A 17364-nucleotide genomic window follows, 5' to 3' on the forward strand; every position below is an offset into this window, starting at 1 on the left:
CCAACAAAGTTGTCGGAAAGGGAGTGCTTATGGGCACCGAAGAGGAATCTAGGAAGATTCAGAAAATTATTGATAATATAAATCGTGAATGGGGCGAAGAGCATGAAGAAAAGCGGAAAAAGATATTAGCAGATAACATTCTTGTGAATCCTCTTTTGTTGATTTTGATTGTGTCAATTATCTATCTGTCGCCTTTTTTTATTTTTATGACGCCAGCTTTGTTTTCGCCGGGTGAGGCTCGGAAAGTACCTTGGGAAATTGTGTCATCCGTATTTAATGCCCCTTACTATTTTTTTGACCTACGCGTTAGTGTTATTATGTCTATTGCTAGTATCCTTTTAAGTTTGTATGTAAGTGTTGGAAAATATGCTGACGAATCTAGGGAGATATTTGTAACGGCACGCCGAGCTGCGTATAGAAAATTTGCAAAGTTTGTTGGCTATATTATTTTCTCGGTGTTTGTCGTTAATTTTTGGCATGGTTTACTCGCGGGATATTTTCAAGGTGGGCTATCTGTGTCAATTCCGTTTAGGGCACTAGTAGAATCTCCTGACTGGGGCAGAAATATTGTCCCTGAAAGTATGGATTTATCTCGGTATGGCGAGATGCCTCTATGGATACTTATATTTTTTGCTTGGTTTACTATATCATCAGCGTTGATGTTGACCTATAATGAGGAAGATATTTTGGTTCGAAATGTTTCAAAGATTCGTAAGTATAATCGAATTTCAAATTTAGAGGATGAAAGTATCTTATTTTCATATTATTTGGCCAAGAGATCTTTTGAATCTCCTGAAAGTGACCCCTTTAAGAAGGGGTTAAAAAACGTTTTTATCGGGAATTCTCAGAGGAGTTCATCACTTCTCTCCTCACGGTACATTTACTCTGGATTTAAATTCAACCTGAAGATGAGTGATATTTTATGGAATATTTCTATCATTAAACTTGTCTATACGCTACTCTTTCTGGTTGTCTCAACCGATTTTATTGGCTTAATTTTTTGGGGTGAAGGATATCCGATTGGAATAAATTGGATTCCAATTGCCTTTGTCTTAGTTGGTGAGGTGACGCTTCTTTTTTCGAATATTAATTACTTGTATAAGGAGATATATACTTCTAGGAAGAAAAGTATGTCGTTGCGCGAGAAGACGCATGAATATTTTAGCTACAATGGAGAAAATATTTTTATTGGGTTGATTATGCGAATCCTAATGGCAATCCCGGTAGCTTTATTTTCTGGGTATCTAATATTTCAGGTGTTTACTTCAGGCGGTGATTGGTCCTCTAAAAAGACTGAAGCTCTTGTGGTTGGATTGCTTGATTTGCTGTCTGTGGTTTTGGTATATTATGTTGTTTGTAAAATCAAGCATATTCTTAGGTTGCTCATTGAAGATGGAAGTAGAAAATATGTAAAGAAGGAATTTATTGATTTTATTAATGGCTCTAAGGGGGAATTTTCAAAGGAGCCAAATTACTTACTTATTCCGTATTTTTATTACATGATGCTGGATATTGAAAAAGTGTACTCTAATTACAAGTCTAAGATGGGTAATAGGGGATAGCGTTTGCCGATATATTCTTAAATCCTATATATAAAAATTCTGGTTATTCTTATGATTATGGAGATTTCATGTAAAATTATGAGTCTTGAGTATAGAACGGCTCACCGGGATTGGTTTTTGATAGATGCGTGTTTCCCTTGATTTTCACTCCAGGGAAACACGCATCTATCAATTCGAGGTTATATCCGGTGACATCTCTCAAACTATGCTCTGCTTGTTGGCGAACACTCGCGTCCATGCCCAGTGGGTCAGCACCGCCGTACCCCCCCCCGCAGAATTTGTGCCATGGTTTAGCGTCTTCGGCCTTGGTTTTTAACTACGACCAAAGACACTAACCTATGGCACAATTTTCGGCACTGCAAAACAAAAGCAGCCTCGGGCGCATACATGTCCGGGGCTACGTCATTTCATTTTTGGTGGAGATATCTATTGCTATTTTGATATAATCACAGGGGTATAATTAACAGAGAGATGGATTAGATTATATTGATTTATTGCAGAATCTTTTCATATTAAAATTTAGTGACGCAACAAGAGAAATGACTTCACGAGAGGCTATTGGAGGTATCGATGAATTTTCTAAACTATAACAAAGATGAAAAGTTAGAATTTAACTATAAGAGGGCATGCGGCCTGTGGCTAATTGTGGTGGCAGCAGTTATAGCAATAGCTACCTTGGTCGGAGGAAACCAAATAATAAATATGCAAGTATTCAGCATTGGCTACGTTATTAGCTTTTTCTCAATCAACATGAACAAGAAGGTGCTGAATAGACTGTCCGACGGCCCTTCGAGCGAATTTCAAAAGAAAATATCCTCGTATGCTGTTATTTTACTATTTGTCTTAATGGTTTTGCTGGGTGGCCCATTCTTTGCAACTGAAAATTGGAGACTGATTTGGCTAGGGGCGCTAATGGCAACCGCACTGCACTTCTTCCCTTATTACTTTGTGCATGGAAAGTCAATGATATACCTGGGTCTTATCTGTGCCATTAACGTTTTCGTAGGATATGTTTATGCCGATATTCCACTAGAGGTAATTGCATATATTGACGCGGCAATTAAGCTCATGTTTGGAATTTATCTACTATTTCTTTCAAAGCCATCAAAGCAAATATAAGGCGCAGTTTTTCGATATGCTAAAAGCGGCCCCGAACACTTCCGTATCCGGGGCCGCCTGCTAGGAAAGGAACAATCACCGATGATGAACCAACTACTGTTAGCGCAGGTGCTAGCTGAGGGATTCAGTTGGGATTATCTCTGGCATTGGACTCATGACCAGGATCTCGGCAAGGTGCTGATTTCTGCAATTGCACCGATTGCAACGGCAATCATTGCTGCTTTAAGTCTTATACTGAGTGCCCGCAGGGAGACTAAGCAGATGGAACTCTCTAAACAAGGGATGCCACCTGAGTTAACTCGTTATAAGGCCTGGCTCGAAGTATCAGAGAGTTATAAAGAGCTTGTCAAGTTTGGAAATGTAGATGCGCTTTCTGTAGCTTCTGAAGAATATAGGGAGATTGAAGCATCTCGAAAAGCTGCTCTTGAACGAGCTGTGTGGGAGCGAAAAGTTCTTAGCGTCTGTTCGGATACAAATGCCCAGAAAAAGATACTTAATCTTCCTGAGCGGTTTATTGTTGGCGAGTATCTGAGTCTCCCCGGATATTTCCCTAAATTTCAATCAGCGCGCGGTGTGGTAGTGGAGCTCATTCTACAGGGAATATTTTTCCTTCAGCTCTTGTCTAGTGTTTTTATGCCCGTATATCGCGATGTGAATTCTAGTTATGTATCTGGAAGTTTTAATCTATTGACCATTATTAAAGTTATATTGGCTTTGTTTTTAATTGGTTTATTGGTCTATATCCCCAGCTCGCTTCGAAATTATGTTTGCTCTGAGAATCTTGCTGAGTATTCGTATCTTAAGGTTCTCCAGGGTTATCTGTCCAAGAAGGAGCTTAAAAACCTTTTAACGATGGTAAATACCTATGGTAGAAATGCTGGAAGAGTGAGAGTTTCAATATGGGATAGAGATTATAGTGAATATGTATGCCTCCCTGATTATTGGAATATTAAATATGTCTCATTATTGATAAAGTCGTTGATAGCTGCTTCTCCGTATTGGGTGTTGTGTTTATTTTCTAAATTTATTCATGGAGAATGGGGTTATTACGGGAAATATAAGCCAGAGATATTTGGGGTTGATGAGAAGGATGATTTGAAACAGGGGGCTATATAAGAAGTTTTAAAACTGTTTTTAGTATCGAAGAGAAAATAAGGTTATCAAGATAGTTTCCTTATCGGGGGGGGGCTGCGGGAGTGTCTTTAAATCGTGCAGAATTTGTGCCATGGTTTAGCGTCTTCGACCATGGTTTTTAACTACGACTGAAGACACTAACCTATGGCACAAATCCGTAACCCATGACCGAATCCTCCTCCACACCAGGTAGATGGGTGGGAGCCGGATATGGTTTAGGTTTTTGGTGGCGGGTTAGTGACTTTGGACTGGGGTTCTACCCCCTCGCTAAAGACGGTAAGTCATGACTGAAATTACTAAGTCATTACCGAATTTTCGCCGGCACTGAGTAGTCCATCTGAAACAAGCGGCCCTGAATGTTCAAACATTCGGGGCCGCCTGCTGCGGTTATCTATATATTGGGTAGAACTGGTTTACATGTCGGGCCAGTCGCGGTGCAACGAATACTCTGTGTCTCCGTCGCCATTATCGTTCAGGTGCCAACGCTGACCGGTACGAATATCGGCCTTGCGCAACCTGGGGTTTGGGTTATCCGGCTTGCCCATGGTCGGGTCGTTCTTGCAACCCCACCTGGTGTCGTCGTAGCTGCAGTCACCGGCTACGCGGCCCACATCAACCCACCACACACGCACCAGTAGCGGGTCACTGGTTGCCTGCGGGGTCACCTTCATCATCTGCCACGGGCCACCATCCACACGGAAACGAGCCGTGTAGTGCACGGTCGCGTACGCGTGGAAGTTGCCCGAACGCTGGTAGGCGTAACTGGTAGCTGTTTGGCGCGGACGCTCACGAGGGTAGGTGGTGACCGGTTTGCCTGCGGTGTAGTTGGTGTCTGTATCGCCGTTGCCGTACTCGATGATGTAGGAGGAGGGCATGAGTTCAATTTCGACGTGTCCGGCGAGCATGTCTGCTTCGAGGCGGTAGGGGCCTCCGTCGTCGATGTAGAAGTTGATGTTGTCGCCTTTGTAGACGTTGGGGTCGCCTTCTGGCCGGCCGGTTCCTGCGGGGTTGTTGTAGGACTGGTGGAGGGTGGGCTTGCCGGGTTCTAGGGACTCTGCAGCATGGCGGATTTCCTCCATGACTTCTTCGTAGGTGGGGCCGGTGGGGCCGGGGTTGTTGGTACCGGTGAGGGTGCGAGCATTGTCGGGGATGCAGGATGCTGAGGAAGGACTTCTGAGAGTTCCGCGGTCTACAGGAATGCCAGATTCAAGCGACATATTTGTGAACTTGAACGTTCCTGTTCTTCCGTCTTTGGTTGTGCATGACATAATATTGGGATTTTCATCGGCGTAGGTAACTTTTATGCCGTTTCCTTGATTTACTGTGATATAGGTATATTGTGGTTGACTTGATTGGGTGGCATTCTCGTTTTCAGAATTAATATTTTCATTATTATTTCCAGATGTTTCACTACTTTTATCTCTGATTTTCTGCCTAGAAGTTTTATTTTGACATATTGCGGCTTTATTTCCTGATGAACATTCTACAGTGTTTGAATCTGCAAATGCGTAAGTCGACGTTGAATATAGAATCTGAAGACCTGCGATAGAGACTGCGAGGTATTTTCGAAATTGAGACATTACTAGTCATCAACTCCTTCATAGCCCATAATTTCCCACTTTTTTCCGTTATGCTTCAATTTGTATTTGAAAGTGTCATTGGTCTTATCGTCGTTATTCCATCCACGCCAGCTACCATCATATTCAACATATATCTCGCGATTCCACTCTCGGTATGCCTTCCAGAAATAAGTCTCTCCATCTTCGGACCACGGCGCACCATCAGCACGCAGGTTTTCTATTCCGTCAATTACCCAACCTCCGCGTCGGTAGAGATTTTCAATATCATCGTATTCTTTTAGTTCAACTTCAAAAGTCGGTGAAATGAACTGACGAGCCATTGAATAGTCACCAGTCTGCACACCATAATTACCCCATTTAATCCACGCATCCATTGTTTTGCGAATACCTTCCAAAGACTTCTCGCGGTAGCCATCTTCAGGGGCATTGGGTTTCGGAACATTCTGGGCGTTACCATACTTATCCGCCGGGCGGTATTCACCATCGGGTGCCTTGGAACCGCCGGAGTAGCCTCGAACAGTAGACGGGGTTGCGCTTGCCGAAGGTGACTCAGAAGTTGCCGCAGATGCCGACGCCGATTCGCTCGGCGCCGCGGTTGCGGTGGCTGCCGCCTCATTAGAAGCCTGCTGGCCGCAGGCCGCAAGCAGGGCCCCCATGCCCACAAGCGCGCCGCTGCCCAGCAGGGTACGGCGATTGAGAATAGTCGAGTCCATAGAAGGTGTGCTCCTATCGTCGGTGATGGTGTGTTGTATATGTGCCTGTCGGGCTGGTTTTCACAGGTCAAACTGAGTACCGGAAGGTAAACAGCCCTGTAGTGTGTCTAATAGGCGCATCAATGCGCTATAGAACACTACGATGTCCACCATACCGCATGTTTACCATCGTTTGCATTCTTTTGGTTGTTGTGGTGATGAACCATCACTATTCGGACATTTCATTGCTTTATGTATCAAATATCTTTGCGCACGCGGAGGCCCCACGCCTGCAGAATTTGTGCCATGGTTTAGCGTCTTCGACCATGGCTTTTAACTACGACCAAAGACGCTACCTATGGCACAACTTTCAGCGCGGTATGGTAAAACAAGGACGGCCCCGGACGCACACACGCATCCGGGGCCGCCCGCCACCTGCCAGAACCTACTTCTTAGAGCCGAACGCTCGCGTCCACGCCCAGCGGGTCAGTACCGCCGTACCCACCGCGACCGCCATCGGCAGCCACGCACTCGCACCCTGACCCGTAAAACCAATCAACAATGTCAACGCAGACAACGGTGCATTCATCGAAATACCCAAAAACGCCGCCGTACCCGTCAACGCCGCCGCATACAACACCATCGACGCACCACCCGGCACCCCACCCAAAGCAGGGAACGCCCACAGCACCAGCGCCGCCACACAAAACGCAGCCGCCGCACCCAACGCCAAACCCGGCGTCAACGTACCGCCATACGAACCCGAACGCAGGCTCAACAACACCACGGTAGCCTTCGCCACGCACAGAGCCACCACATACCAGGCCGCCGCCGCAGACAAGCCGCCCGCCGCATCCAACGACACATTAAACGTGTGCTGAGTCAGCAGACGACCATTACCCAGAATCTCCGGAAGCCACAGTGAAACCCCCGCAACCAGCACAAACGCCACCGGAATACGCCACAGAAGAGAACGATCCTTCGCCTTAATCTTCTCCGCACGCTGCGACAGCGCCCTAAAACCCAACGCCAACGGAGCCAACACCACACCCGTCAGCGCCGCAACTGTCAGCGTCGTCGCATCCAGCGGAAGCTGCGGCACCGGGTACGTCGGCGCATTCGAAATCACCAGATTCGCCGTGACCGTAGCCGTCCACACCGTCACCGCGCCCACATACAGCGACCACAGGCTCAGACCCGCAGCCATCGCCTCCACGAGGTACACCAGGCCGCCAATCGGCACCTGATACACAGCCGCCAGGCCGGACGCCGCACCCGCCGCCACCAGTAGGCGACGTTCACGATCACCCAGTAGCGGCGAACCATCCGGGCGAGTGCCGCCAATACGTTCCAGCAGGCGTGCGCACCGGCCCGCGGCCAGGGCGCCCAGCTCACGTGGCGCGACCTCCTTACCCACGGGGGAACCTGCACCCACCGCAACAATCTGAATCACCGAATGGGAAATCTGCCGCCACAGCGAAGGCTTAAGGTCCTCCTCGGTTGCGCCCGCAATCTGCCCCTTCACGCTCACGATGCGTCGACCGCCCGACTGCAGGTAATACCAAACCAGCGCCACAAACGGGCCCAGAGCCGCCAGTACCAGCGCACGGCGCGCCGGGTCGGCACCGTCAGTCACCATTGGATGGTGGCCCTCAGAATGGCCGAACGCGAGCTCCTGCATAAAATCCAGCACATAGTGCAGAGCAATCGCACCCAAACCGCTGAGCACACCCGTGACCAGCGCGGCAAGAGTCAACCCGAGCAGGAGGCGAAACGGAAAAGAACGGGAACCCGCAGGATTCCACGGGCCATTCGAAGAAGAACCAGTATGAGAAGACATAGAAAAAGGGGTTTTGTGTGTTGCGTGCTGTGTGTTGGGTTGAGGCTTCATAACCTGCGTAAACCGCGGCGAAAGCCATAGTGACCGCCGGGCAAAGGCCGAATGAAAATCGGGGCGAACGAAGCCAGCTTAATTTTACGCCTACGCTTTTAAGCCTCAGTAGCAGGGCAACGGAGGCAACACGAAAACCCGGTTTCAGATGGCAACACGAGCCTCGCCCCCGAGTCCAGCATATCAACTCTCGGCTTTCACGCGTTGGTTCGGCGTGCCCCAAACCACCCGCACCCGCTAAGCTGGAGGGGTACGCCTCCACGCGCCCGCCGCACGCGCCGAGTGTTTCGGCCGCCGGGCGCAGGCACCACATACGGAAGGATCAACGATGACCGCAACTATTGCTTTTCTCGGCACCGGCTCCATGAACGGCTCCATCGCCGCGGGCCTGCTCGCAGCCGGCCACGACCCCGCCCGCATCCGCGCCACTGTGCGCACCGAAGAATCCCGCGCCGCCCTCGCCCAGCGCCTCGGTGACAAGGTAGAAATCATCACCACCGGCGGCGAAGCCGACGGCAACCACAAGGCAACCGCCCACGCGGACGTCGTGCTGCTCGGCGTGAAGCCCTACGGCATCGTGGAGCTTGCCCGCGACATCGCACCCGCCCTCGCCCCGAACGCCGTTGTCGTGTCCGTGGCCGCAGGCGTAACCCTCGAAACCCTCGCCGAGTGCCTTCCTGCTGGTCAGCCCATCGTGCGCTGCATGCCGAACACCCCCTCCTCCGTGGGCAAGGGTGTGCTCGCTATCTCCACCACCGACAGCGTGAAGGACGAACAGAAGAAGCTCGTCGAAGAGGTCCTGGGCACCGTCGGCACGGTCGTTGAGGTCCGCGAGGACCAGATGGATGCGGTCACCGCCGTCTCCGGCTCCGGCCCGGCCTACGCGTTCCTGCTTGCGGAGGCGATGGCCGCCGCCGGCGAGAAGCTCGGCCTGGACGCAGACACCGCCCTCAAGCTGGCCAGCGCAACCGTTGCGGGTGCGGGCTACCTGCTCGACACCAACCCGGATGCGCCCGCTCTGCGCCGCGCGGTGACCAGCCCGAACGGCACCACCGAGCGCGCGCTGAACACCTTCGTGGATGGTGGCCTCTTCCAGCTGACCGAACAGGCGATGCGCGCCTGCGCCGCCCGCTCGGCGGAAATGAGCCAGCTGTACACTGCTGACGAAGACTAACCGGCGGGGACTAATCAGCATGAGCTAATACTGCTCGGTAGCGTCGCCCGGACTAGGTAAAACGACAGAAAACTGGGTAAACCTACAGAAAAACAGCCTCCTCCCGGACACCCCGGGAAGAGGCTGTTTTTCTACGTATATTTGCGGGCTCCTCAAGGCAATGAGGAAACGCGCTTTTAGGGACGCGCCGCAAAACGCTCAATCAGGTCCACCTGGCCCGAGACGATCAGAATGTCGCGCGAGTGAATACGAGTAGTGGCGTCCGCGTAGGTGAAATCCTCACCGGGGGACTTGATACCGACCACGGACACGCCGTACTTAGCGCGAATATCCGACTCCGCCAGCGTAAAGCCGTGGGTCTCCTTCGGCGGGCGCATCTTCGCAATGGCGAAGTCGTCGTCGAACTCGATGTAGTCCAGCAGGCGACCTGAGACCAGGTGCGCGGCGCGGCGGCCGGCGTCAGCCTCCGGGTAGACCACGTGGTGCGCGCCGATGCGCTCCAGAATCTTGCCGTGCGCGGGGGTGATGGCCTTCGCCCAGATGCGTTCCACGCCCAGGTCCACGAGGTTTGCAGTAATGAGCACGGACGCCTCAATCGAGGTGCCCACACCCACCACGGCGGACCCGAAATCATCTGCACCCAACTGGTGCAGGGTGTCGATATCGGTCGCGTCTGCAGAGACCACGTGGGTCAGCACACCCGACCACTTCTGCACAAGCTCAGGGTCCTTCTCAATCGCGAGGACCTCCTTATTCTGCACGCGCAGCTGAGCGGCCACCGCGGAACCGAAGCGGCCCAGGCCAATCACGAGGACGGGATCGTTATGTGCACTAGCCAATGGTGGGCCTTTCTTCGGGGAACTTGTAGAGGCGGCGGCGTGAACGTAGCGCCAGGCCGGTCGCGGCGGTTGTTGTACCCACACGGCCGATGAGCATCAGCACGCTGAGAACGTAGATGCCCGCCGGCGGCAGGGACGCCGAAAGGCCGTCCGAGAGGCCACAGGTTGCGAAGGCCGAGATGACCTCGAAGATCACTTCCTTCAAATCTGCGCCGCTAATAATAAGTATCAAAGCCGAGCCGATACCCACCACGGTAGCACCCATCACAATCACGGAGATAGCGATGCGCAGCGAGCTTTCGGGAATTGCGCGGTTGAACGCGACGACCTTGCTGTCACCGCGGGCCTCGGCCAGGATCGACAGGGCAATCACGGCGATGGTGGTGACCTTGACGCCGCCCGCGGTGGAGCCGGAACCACCGCCAATAAACATGAGCATATCCGTCAGGAGCGTGGAGACTGGGGTAATGCTACTCATATCGACCAGATTGAAGCCGCCCGAACGCATCATGATGGAGGCAAACACCGCGTTAAGAATCTTCTCTCCGGGGGAGTAGCCGCCGATGGTAGCGGGGTTATTCCACTCGAAAAGACCCCAGAAGAAAGCACCGAAGACGAAAAAGAACAGAGTCGTGACGGAGGTCAGCTTGGCCGTGAGTGACCAGTGTTGAGGGCGGAAAGGGTTACGCTGAATCGCGATAAAAACAGGGAACCCGAGGGAACCCAGGAACACGGCAATGCAGATGGGAACAAGCAGGAAAAGGTCGTGACCGTAGGGCACGATACCGTCGGAGTGGGGCGTGAAGCCCGCATTGTTGAAAGCAGAGACAGAGTAGAAAATGCTGTGCCAGATAGCTAGGAAAGGACCTTCGCCCAGAGCGAGGAAGCGCGGAATGAGAACAAGCGCAATGATTGCTTCAATAGAAAAGGAAGCGTAGGAGACGCTTTTCACGATGCCACCAACTTCACCGAGTCGGCTGATATTCAGGTCCTCCTGCGCGATGAGTTTAGTGCGCAGACCCATCTTGCGGCCGATGGCTAGCGCCAGCAGCGAGGTGATGGTCAGAGTACCCAAGCCGCCCACCTGACAAGCCGCCAGAATCATGGCCTGCCCGAAGGTCGACCACTGCTGGGCTGTGGAGACGGTGGTCAGACCCGTAACGGTCACCGCGCTGGTGGAAGTGAAAAATGCGTGGTGGAAGGGAGCTGGCTGCCCGTCATTGGAGGAGATAGGTAGTAGCAGAGTGAGCGTGAAGAAGATGATGACCAACAGGAACGCACCAATTGCGGTACGCGAGGGCGAGGACAGAACGGTTGCGTCAATGAAATCACGGAAACGTTCCAGGGTGTATCGGTTGAACCCGAGGGGCCCCTTCGGCTGATGACGGTGGGTGCTGGAATGCTCATGATGGTCGCGTAGCGCGGGTAACCTGTCCAGTTTAAGACCCGGGATGCTGGCAAGGACGCTCAAGCCTTCAAGCTCTTCAACGCGCTCACGGTAACTACCGGTGCGAGGCCTATGCTGAACACCGCTGAAGGAGCTCCAGCGGGGGTTGAGGAGATTCTGCGAGCCGCTGCGGCCCCGAGGGTGGCGCCGAGGATGGCGCCGGGGGTGAGGGAATAGGTGTCCCATGCGCCTCCTTCAAAGAACTCGTGGTGGGGTGCGTGACGCAACGTGCGAAGGTGAGAGAACAGCACAAAACGACGCCTTCCTAGTGTATCGCGCTCAACGTGCAGAACCGAGGTGATGGGCGTGTATGAGACATGCGGTGGGTGTTGGTGTGGGCCGGGGGGCTTTTACGAAAATGTTCCCCGCCCTGCTTAACTGTGCTTAACCGTGCAAGGCCTAGCGAATCTTAAAACCGGATGAGGAGATCTGAGGAGGCAATATATTCTAATATGAGAATATTATGCTTTAAAATTGTCGCGATGATTGCATATACCTAGTTTTCAATGTTCGACAACATTGTAGGAATAGTAAGAATGGTATGCGTATAGTCTTTGTCGGGTTTGTATGCAAGAAGCTCTTATAAGGTGCAAAGCATAAAAAATTTAAGGGGATTCATCGCATCACCCTCACTCTTAGCTTGAGATGCCTCTTTTATATGTCATAATCGCTATATGCATTCTGATGTTTTTTCTGTCATCGCAGACCCTACCCGTCGTCGAATCGTGCGTATCCTCGCCGAACAAACCCACACGGTGGGTGCTGTTGTCGAAAAGCTGGGCATGAGCCAGCCGACCATCTCAAAGCACCTCAAGGTCCTTCGCGATGCAGACGTCGTCTCCGTGACGGTGGAGGGGCAGCGTCGCCTCTATTCGCTCAACCCCGAGGTATTTGCGACCGTCACCGAATGGATCAATGAGACGGTACAGATTGCACTCCGTGCCAGCGAAGCACCCGTGGCTCTACCCGGAGGCGCCACCCTGTCCAGTGAGCGCGCCCCCGATGAAAAGGCCGAGGTCGCCCCTACCAGCGTCACCGAGCCTGGGGTCGAGAAGGCTCCCGAGAAGGTCGCCGAGTCTCAGACGGCTGAAACCCCCGAGGAAAAGCCCGCAGAGCAGTCCGTTGCTGAGGCTCAGCCCACTGCAGAGGAGCTGGAACAGGAACGAATCCGTCGCGCCCGCGCCCAGTACATTACCCCGACCGCGCGCATCATCGCCCGCCCGGCGCATCCGGTCTCCGCCGATGCATCATCCCCCGCAGTCGCAAATGCAGCCACTCGGGATGCTGAATCTCGCACCGAATCTGTTCAGGACTCCGCTGTGCTCGCCATCGCTGCCCACGAGGATGCAGTGGATAGCACCCCGATGCGCCCCTTCACCCCGGCCTCCTACGGTTACGATGTGGGCCGCACCGCCCGTCCCGAAGCGCAGGCTGTACCGCCTGCCTCTGCGGAACCTGCCAAGGCCGAGGAAAAGCCCGTCGATAAGGCGGAAAGCCCCGCGGTTACCGTGTCCTCCGGTTACGGCTTCGATTCTGCATCCGCCTACGGTATCGACCCCGCTACCGTGGTGGGCGGATCGGTTCAGCCCATCGTTGAAGAAAACGTAGCTGAAGAAAACACCGCTGAGGAAGGCTCCTCCGAGCGCTCTGAAGAAGCTACCGTAGCGGCTCCTGCCGTTGAGCCCGCAGAAGATTCTGCAGAGAATCGTGAGGCGACAGAAGAGGCACCGGAACAGGTCGAAGGCTCTGAAGAAACCCCCGAGGAATCCGAGTCCGTACCTGTCGAGCCCGTGCAGAGGGAACCCGAATACCAGACGATGCCCGCCTACAGCTCGGCGTACGCCCCCGTCCAGGAGCCCAAGGAGAAGGAACACCGCGGTGGCCTCTTCGGCTTCCTGCGTGGCCGCCGCCGTTAGCCCACGCATCCCGGCGCCCTGTGCGCTATTCCCTGTCCTCAAACACCCACTCTCACTCACCTCTTTAAGCGAAAGACAGCATACACGTGGCTATTCATCGTAAAATTCTGCGCTGGCTCGAGAACGAATTGTTCGAAGGTAATATTCAGCTGGGCCAGGACCTGCCCACGGATAGCGAGATTGCGCGCGCCATTGGCGTGGGACGCTCCCGCACCCGCGACGCTCTGCGAACCCTCGAAGACATGGACCTGGTGCAGCTCTACAGCGGTCGTGGCAAGGAGATGCTGGTTCACCTGAGTGATGAGCCCGCTGCTGCCGCGAGTGCAGCCCTGCGCCTGCACATGTCGAGCTCGCGCTACCCTACGCGTGACCTGGTGCAGACCCGCATTCTGTTGGAGAGTTGGGCGATTGCGCGCATTGATCCGAAGACTGCGTCCTTCGCTGAGATGGACGAGGTCCTGGCGCAGATGGAAGATTTCGACCTGTCTATCCGCGATTTCCTGGAGCTACTGCTGACGTTCCACCACCAGCTGATGCGTTGCGCCGGCAATGAGCTACTGGTCGGTCTTTTGGCTTCTGTACGCCAGCCGAGCTTCGAGTCGATGCTCTCCCTGGTGGGCCGCATGCCCCTGTGGAGTAGCGCCGTGGAGCGTTTGCGTGCCGAGAGCCGTGCTATTGCTGAGGCCCTGAAGGCTGGCGATGCTGCGACGGCGCGTGCCCTGGTGATTGGCCAGCTGCGCGGCATGTATTCCGAGGCGGGTATTGACCTGGAGCAGGAAGCAACCTCCGCGAACGGTCTGCCCGGTGAGCCGGAGGCGGCCGCCTTCGCCCCGGTAGAGCTGGAGGATTTTGAGGCCGACGACCTGGTTGAGGATTTCGACGAGGCCGTTGCCGATGACCCCTCGTTCTCGGAGGCTGACGTTGTGGCCACCGATGTTGAGGTGTCCAGCAATGCGGTTTCCGACGATGCGCATCCTGTGGTGGAGCCTTCTGCGGAGGAGCCCCGGAGCGAGTCCGTCGCGCTTGAGGAGGGTTCGGCCCCCGCACCTGCCGAGGTGAAGGTACCGGAGCCCGTTCAACGAGTTCAGCCGCAGTCTGCCCGCCCGAAGAACAATCCCCGGAAGACTGAGCCCCCGCGTACCAAGGCTCCCGCCGCTCGTCCGGCGCACTCTGTAAGCCCGGATGTGCCCCTGAGCTTCGGCACCCCGCATCCCCGCACGGTGACCCCTGCTCCCGAGACGCGGGTAACCCAGGCTCAGACAACCCAGCTCCCGTCCCAACAGCCTGCGCCTGTGCCGAGCGTTGGTGCCCCGTGGCAGGGTGAATCTGCGCGGAGCCTGCCTGCATCGAACTCCTCTGAATCTGCTCGGGCCGATGTGCATGCGGCTCAGCGCACTCTGCAGCCTGCCCCTGTTGAGGAGCCGGTGGAACCCGCAAAGGTTCTGCGCGCAGCATCCGGTGTGCCCCGTCGCCGTAGCGGTCAGATTGTTTCCCCGGTGCGCGCTACTATCATCAAGCCTGTGGACCGCAGCCGCACCCTGGTTGCCCCGAGCGTGCTTGCTTCCCGTTCTGCCGAGCCCGTTGCTTCCTCCAGTGACGGTGTGTTGCGCGCTCCTTCGCGCGAAAGTGTCGAGGTGCACGCTCAGGGAGGTGTTGCCCCTGAACCCGCCCGGTCCGTTGCCCCGCAGGTACGTGAGGTACCCTCAGCTGAGCCTTCGAATCGTCTGGAGGCCGCCGCAACGCTTCACGATACCTACGAGATGCTCCCGCATGAGCAGGATCAGGAGTCTGAGCGCCGCGGTCTGCTGTCTAAGATGAAGCGGTTCTTTGGCGTGGATGTGTACGAGCCTGCCTCGCGCGGTGACGGGGAGGCGGAGCAGGCCCCCGAGCCGGCTGATGAGAAGGACTCCGAGGAGAAGGCAACCACACCGGATACCGATGCCCTGGCCCGCGCCGAGGCTGAGCGCGCTGAGCGTCTCAAGGCGTTCCACGCCGCCGCATCCGAGGACTCTGTAGCTGAAGAGCCCGAGCCCGCGGCGAAGAGCGCCAAGGCAGGTTCGGTCGACTCCGTCGAGCCCATGGAAACCTCTGATTCTGCCGAAACCTTTGCGCCCGCAAACGCTGAATCCGCTTCTTCGGCTCACGCCTCGGGTTCCGCCCTGTCCAAGAACCGGTCTAAGGGCTCGAAGAAGTCCAAGAAGAAGCGCCGCTAGGTTCTCAAAAACACCGTTTTAGCCCGTGCTCGGCTCCGGAAGATTCGGAAAAACGGGGAAAAACTCCTCAAAACCGGCGCTCGAATGGTGAAAATGGGTGCAAACCTAGTACTCTAGGTAGGTAGCGCTCCGAAACGCAGGGTATTTCTGTGCCTAAAATGCGTTCCGGATCGGTTATACCGGTATACATATTCCCGGGTAGCTACCGAGTCGAATGGCTCGGCCGGGTACGAGTAAAGTGAGGAAATCCTATGGGTTCCGTTATCAAGAAGCGCCGCAAGCGTATGTCCAAGAAGAAGCACCGCAAGCTGCTTCGTAAGACCCGCCACCAGCGCCGCAACAAGAAGTAAATAGACTTCTTCAGCCCCGCCCTCTTGCGAGAGGAGCGGGGCTTTCGCGTTCCTGCAGTTTTTATTTTTCTATAGGGTTTTCGCGTTCTCCATGTTTGGGGCGGGGGCCGCTATCTGAGAGACTGGAACCATGACTGAAACTCACACCGTTAAAGTTCATCTCATGCGCCACGGTGAGGTGCACAACCCTGAACGCATCGTGTACGGCCGCCTTCCCGGTTACCGCCTGTCCGAGAAGGGCCGGCAGATGGTGCGTCTGAGCGCCGAGGAGTTCGCGGCACGCGCCGAAGACGGCGCCCGCTTCGTGCACCTGGTCTGCTCACCCCTGCAGCGCACCCGCGAGTCGGCCGCACCCGTCGAGGAGCTGCTGGGGCTGACCGCCCAGCCCGACGAACGCGTCATCGAGGCCGATAACTACTTTGAGGGCCTGCACGTGAACGCGCAGGAGCTTCTGCGCAACCCGCGCCACTGGACGAAGCTCTACAACCCGGCTCGTCCCTCCTGGGGTGAGTCCTACCTGGAGCAGGTACGCCGCATGGCCGCGGCCGTTCAGGACGCCGCTCGTCGCGCCTACAAAACCGGCGGCGAGGGTGCGGAGGCGATCATCGTCTCGCACCAGCTGCCGATCTGGATTACCCGCCTGGGCGTGGAGGGCCGCCTGTTGCAGCACGACCCGCGTTCCCGCGAGTGTAACCTTGCCTCGATTACGACCCTCGCGTTCAGCACCGTGGACTTCGAGCACGAGATGCCGCGCTTCGTGGGCTACGCTGAGCCTGCCGCACCGCTGTACGGCGGCGTTATTCAGCTTCCCGGAAGCTAAGTCGCGCGCGTTTTTCGCGGGTATAGTTCAGGCTGCGGGGCGCATCCGTTGAGGGATGCGCCCCGCAGCCTGCGTTAAAGATTAAGGACACCGGGCTTATCGGCTCGGGCCGTCTTCGGGCCGTTCGTCTTCGGAGGCGGGGGCTTCGTGCCCGTCGGCGCCGGCTTCTCGAGACCTGCGTTCCGCATCGCGGCTGGCACGTTCGCGTTCGGCCTTCGCCTTGAGCCAGCGCAGGTAGGCCTCGTCGTCGTCGGGGGAAGCCATCGAGGGGGTGTTGCCTCGCCGAGCCGTACCGGGTCGGGAAATTGAGCCCCGAGTGCCGCGCTCTCGCTTGGGGCGGCCTAGTAGCAACCACAGCACGGGACCGATCACGGGGAAGAACAGGGTGACGAGAACCCACAGCCACTTGGGCAGGGTGCGCGCCTCGTGTGTGGGGGTGCGGACGGCGTCCAAGAGGGTGTAGAGGGTCAGCCCCACGATGAGGGCGCCGCCGCCAATAATCAGCATGGCTCGAATCATAGAACCACTATGACATATCGCGTGCCGCCGCCAAAAGCGGGTTAGCTCAGGACTGATTCACCGCCGCCGTGTGGTACCGAAACGGCAAAACTACGCGGCAAAACCTCG

The 17364-nt window shown here is 55.1% G+C and carries 14 protein-coding genes; 8 read left to right on the forward strand and 6 right to left on the reverse strand.

Going from position 1 to position 17364, the window contains the following annotated elements; all coding sequences use genetic code 11:
* Window positions 1–29: 29 nt before the first annotated feature.
* The 3 genes from JX292_RS01120 to JX292_RS01130 all read left to right on the forward strand — a co-directional run bounded on the left by JX292_RS01120 (window position 30) and on the right by JX292_RS01130 (window position 3797).
* Window positions 30–1562 (forward strand): hypothetical protein, encoded by a 1533-nt coding sequence (locus JX292_RS01120; protein ID WP_204860518.1) that lies wholly within the window; start codon window positions 30–32, stop codon window positions 1560–1562.
* Between the two features lie 570 nt (window positions 1563–2132).
* Window positions 2133–2681 carry a DUF6609 family protein gene (locus tag JX292_RS08980; protein ID WP_239653561.1) on the forward strand — a complete coding sequence of 183 codons (549 nt, stop codon included), beginning with the start codon at window positions 2133–2135 and terminating at the stop codon, window positions 2679–2681.
* Window positions 2682–2762: 81 nt separating this feature from the next.
* Window positions 2763–3797 carry a hypothetical protein gene (locus JX292_RS01130; protein ID WP_204860521.1) on the forward strand — a complete coding sequence of 345 codons (1035 nt, stop codon included), beginning with the start codon at window positions 2763–2765 and terminating at the stop codon, window positions 3795–3797.
* Window positions 3798–4228: 431 nt separating this feature from the next.
* Here the strand turns inward: JX292_RS01130 and JX292_RS01135 are convergent, their stop codons facing one another.
* The 3 genes from JX292_RS01135 to JX292_RS01145 all read right to left on the reverse strand — a co-directional run bounded on the left by JX292_RS01135 (window position 4229) and on the right by JX292_RS01145 (window position 7927).
* Window positions 4229–5032 (reverse strand): hypothetical protein, encoded by an 804-nt coding sequence (locus JX292_RS01135; protein WP_239653562.1) that lies wholly within the window; start codon window positions 5030–5032, stop codon window positions 4229–4231.
* Window positions 5033–5397: 365 nt separating this feature from the next.
* On the reverse strand, window positions 5398–6108 hold the full coding sequence (locus JX292_RS01140) for a DUF6318 family protein (RefSeq protein WP_204860524.1): 711 nt from the start codon (window positions 6106–6108) through the stop codon (window positions 5398–5400).
* Window positions 6109–6532: 424 nt separating this feature from the next.
* Window positions 6533–7927, reverse strand: a complete 1395-nt coding sequence (locus tag JX292_RS01145) for a chloride channel protein (RefSeq protein ID WP_204860532.1) — start codon at window positions 7925–7927, stop codon at window positions 6533–6535.
* Between the two features lie 379 nt (window positions 7928–8306).
* On the opposite strand from JX292_RS01145, the gene proC reads away from it, so the two are divergent.
* A complete protein-coding gene (proC, locus tag JX292_RS01150) occupies window positions 8307–9152 on the forward strand; it encodes a pyrroline-5-carboxylate reductase (RefSeq protein WP_204860534.1) in 846 nt (281 codons plus the stop codon).
* 176 nt (window positions 9153–9328) lie between these two features.
* On the opposite strand, the gene JX292_RS01155 is transcribed toward proC, so the two are convergent.
* Window positions 9329–9991 carry a potassium channel family protein gene (locus JX292_RS01155; protein WP_049331713.1) on the reverse strand — a complete coding sequence of 221 codons (663 nt, stop codon included), beginning with the start codon at window positions 9989–9991 and terminating at the stop codon, window positions 9329–9331.
* Window positions 9984–11624 carry a TrkH family potassium uptake protein gene (locus tag JX292_RS01160; protein ID WP_204860536.1) on the reverse strand — a complete coding sequence of 547 codons (1641 nt, stop codon included), beginning with the start codon at window positions 11622–11624 and terminating at the stop codon, window positions 9984–9986. Before JX292_RS01160 ends, JX292_RS01155 begins: the two co-directional genes overlap by 8 nt.
* A gap of 488 nt (window positions 11625–12112) precedes the next feature.
* Between JX292_RS01160 and JX292_RS01165 the strand changes: the two genes are divergently transcribed.
* From JX292_RS01165 to JX292_RS01180, 4 genes are all read left to right on the forward strand, one after another.
* Window positions 12113–13354, forward strand: coding sequence for a metalloregulator ArsR/SmtB family transcription factor (locus tag JX292_RS01165; RefSeq protein WP_204860538.1), 1242 nt, complete (start codon window positions 12113–12115; stop codon window positions 13352–13354).
* 86 nt (window positions 13355–13440) lie between these two features.
* The gene (locus JX292_RS01170; RefSeq protein WP_204860539.1) at window positions 13441–15567 is read left to right on the forward strand and encodes a FadR/GntR family transcriptional regulator; all 2127 of its coding nucleotides are present in this window, start codon (window positions 13441–13443) and stop codon (window positions 15565–15567) included.
* A gap of 251 nt (window positions 15568–15818) precedes the next feature.
* Window positions 15819–15917 carry a 30S ribosomal protein bS22 gene (locus tag JX292_RS01175; protein ID WP_005504750.1) on the forward strand — a complete coding sequence of 33 codons (99 nt, stop codon included), beginning with the start codon at window positions 15819–15821 and terminating at the stop codon, window positions 15915–15917.
* Between the two features lie 130 nt (window positions 15918–16047).
* Window positions 16048–16737: a histidine phosphatase family protein gene (locus tag JX292_RS01180; protein ID WP_204860540.1), complete on the forward strand. Its 690-nt coding sequence runs from the start codon at window positions 16048–16050 to the stop codon at window positions 16735–16737.
* A gap of 96 nt (window positions 16738–16833) precedes the next feature.
* On the opposite strand, the gene JX292_RS01185 is transcribed toward JX292_RS01180, so the two are convergent.
* Complete coding sequence (locus JX292_RS01185; RefSeq protein WP_204860541.1) at window positions 16834–17256, reverse strand: PLD nuclease N-terminal domain-containing protein; 423 nt, start codon at window positions 17254–17256, stop codon at window positions 16834–16836.
* Window positions 17257–17364 lie beyond the last annotated feature (108 nt).

The organism is Rothia mucilaginosa, assembly GCF_901875305.1.
Classification (GTDB): domain Bacteria; phylum Actinomycetota; class Actinomycetes; order Actinomycetales; family Micrococcaceae; genus Rothia.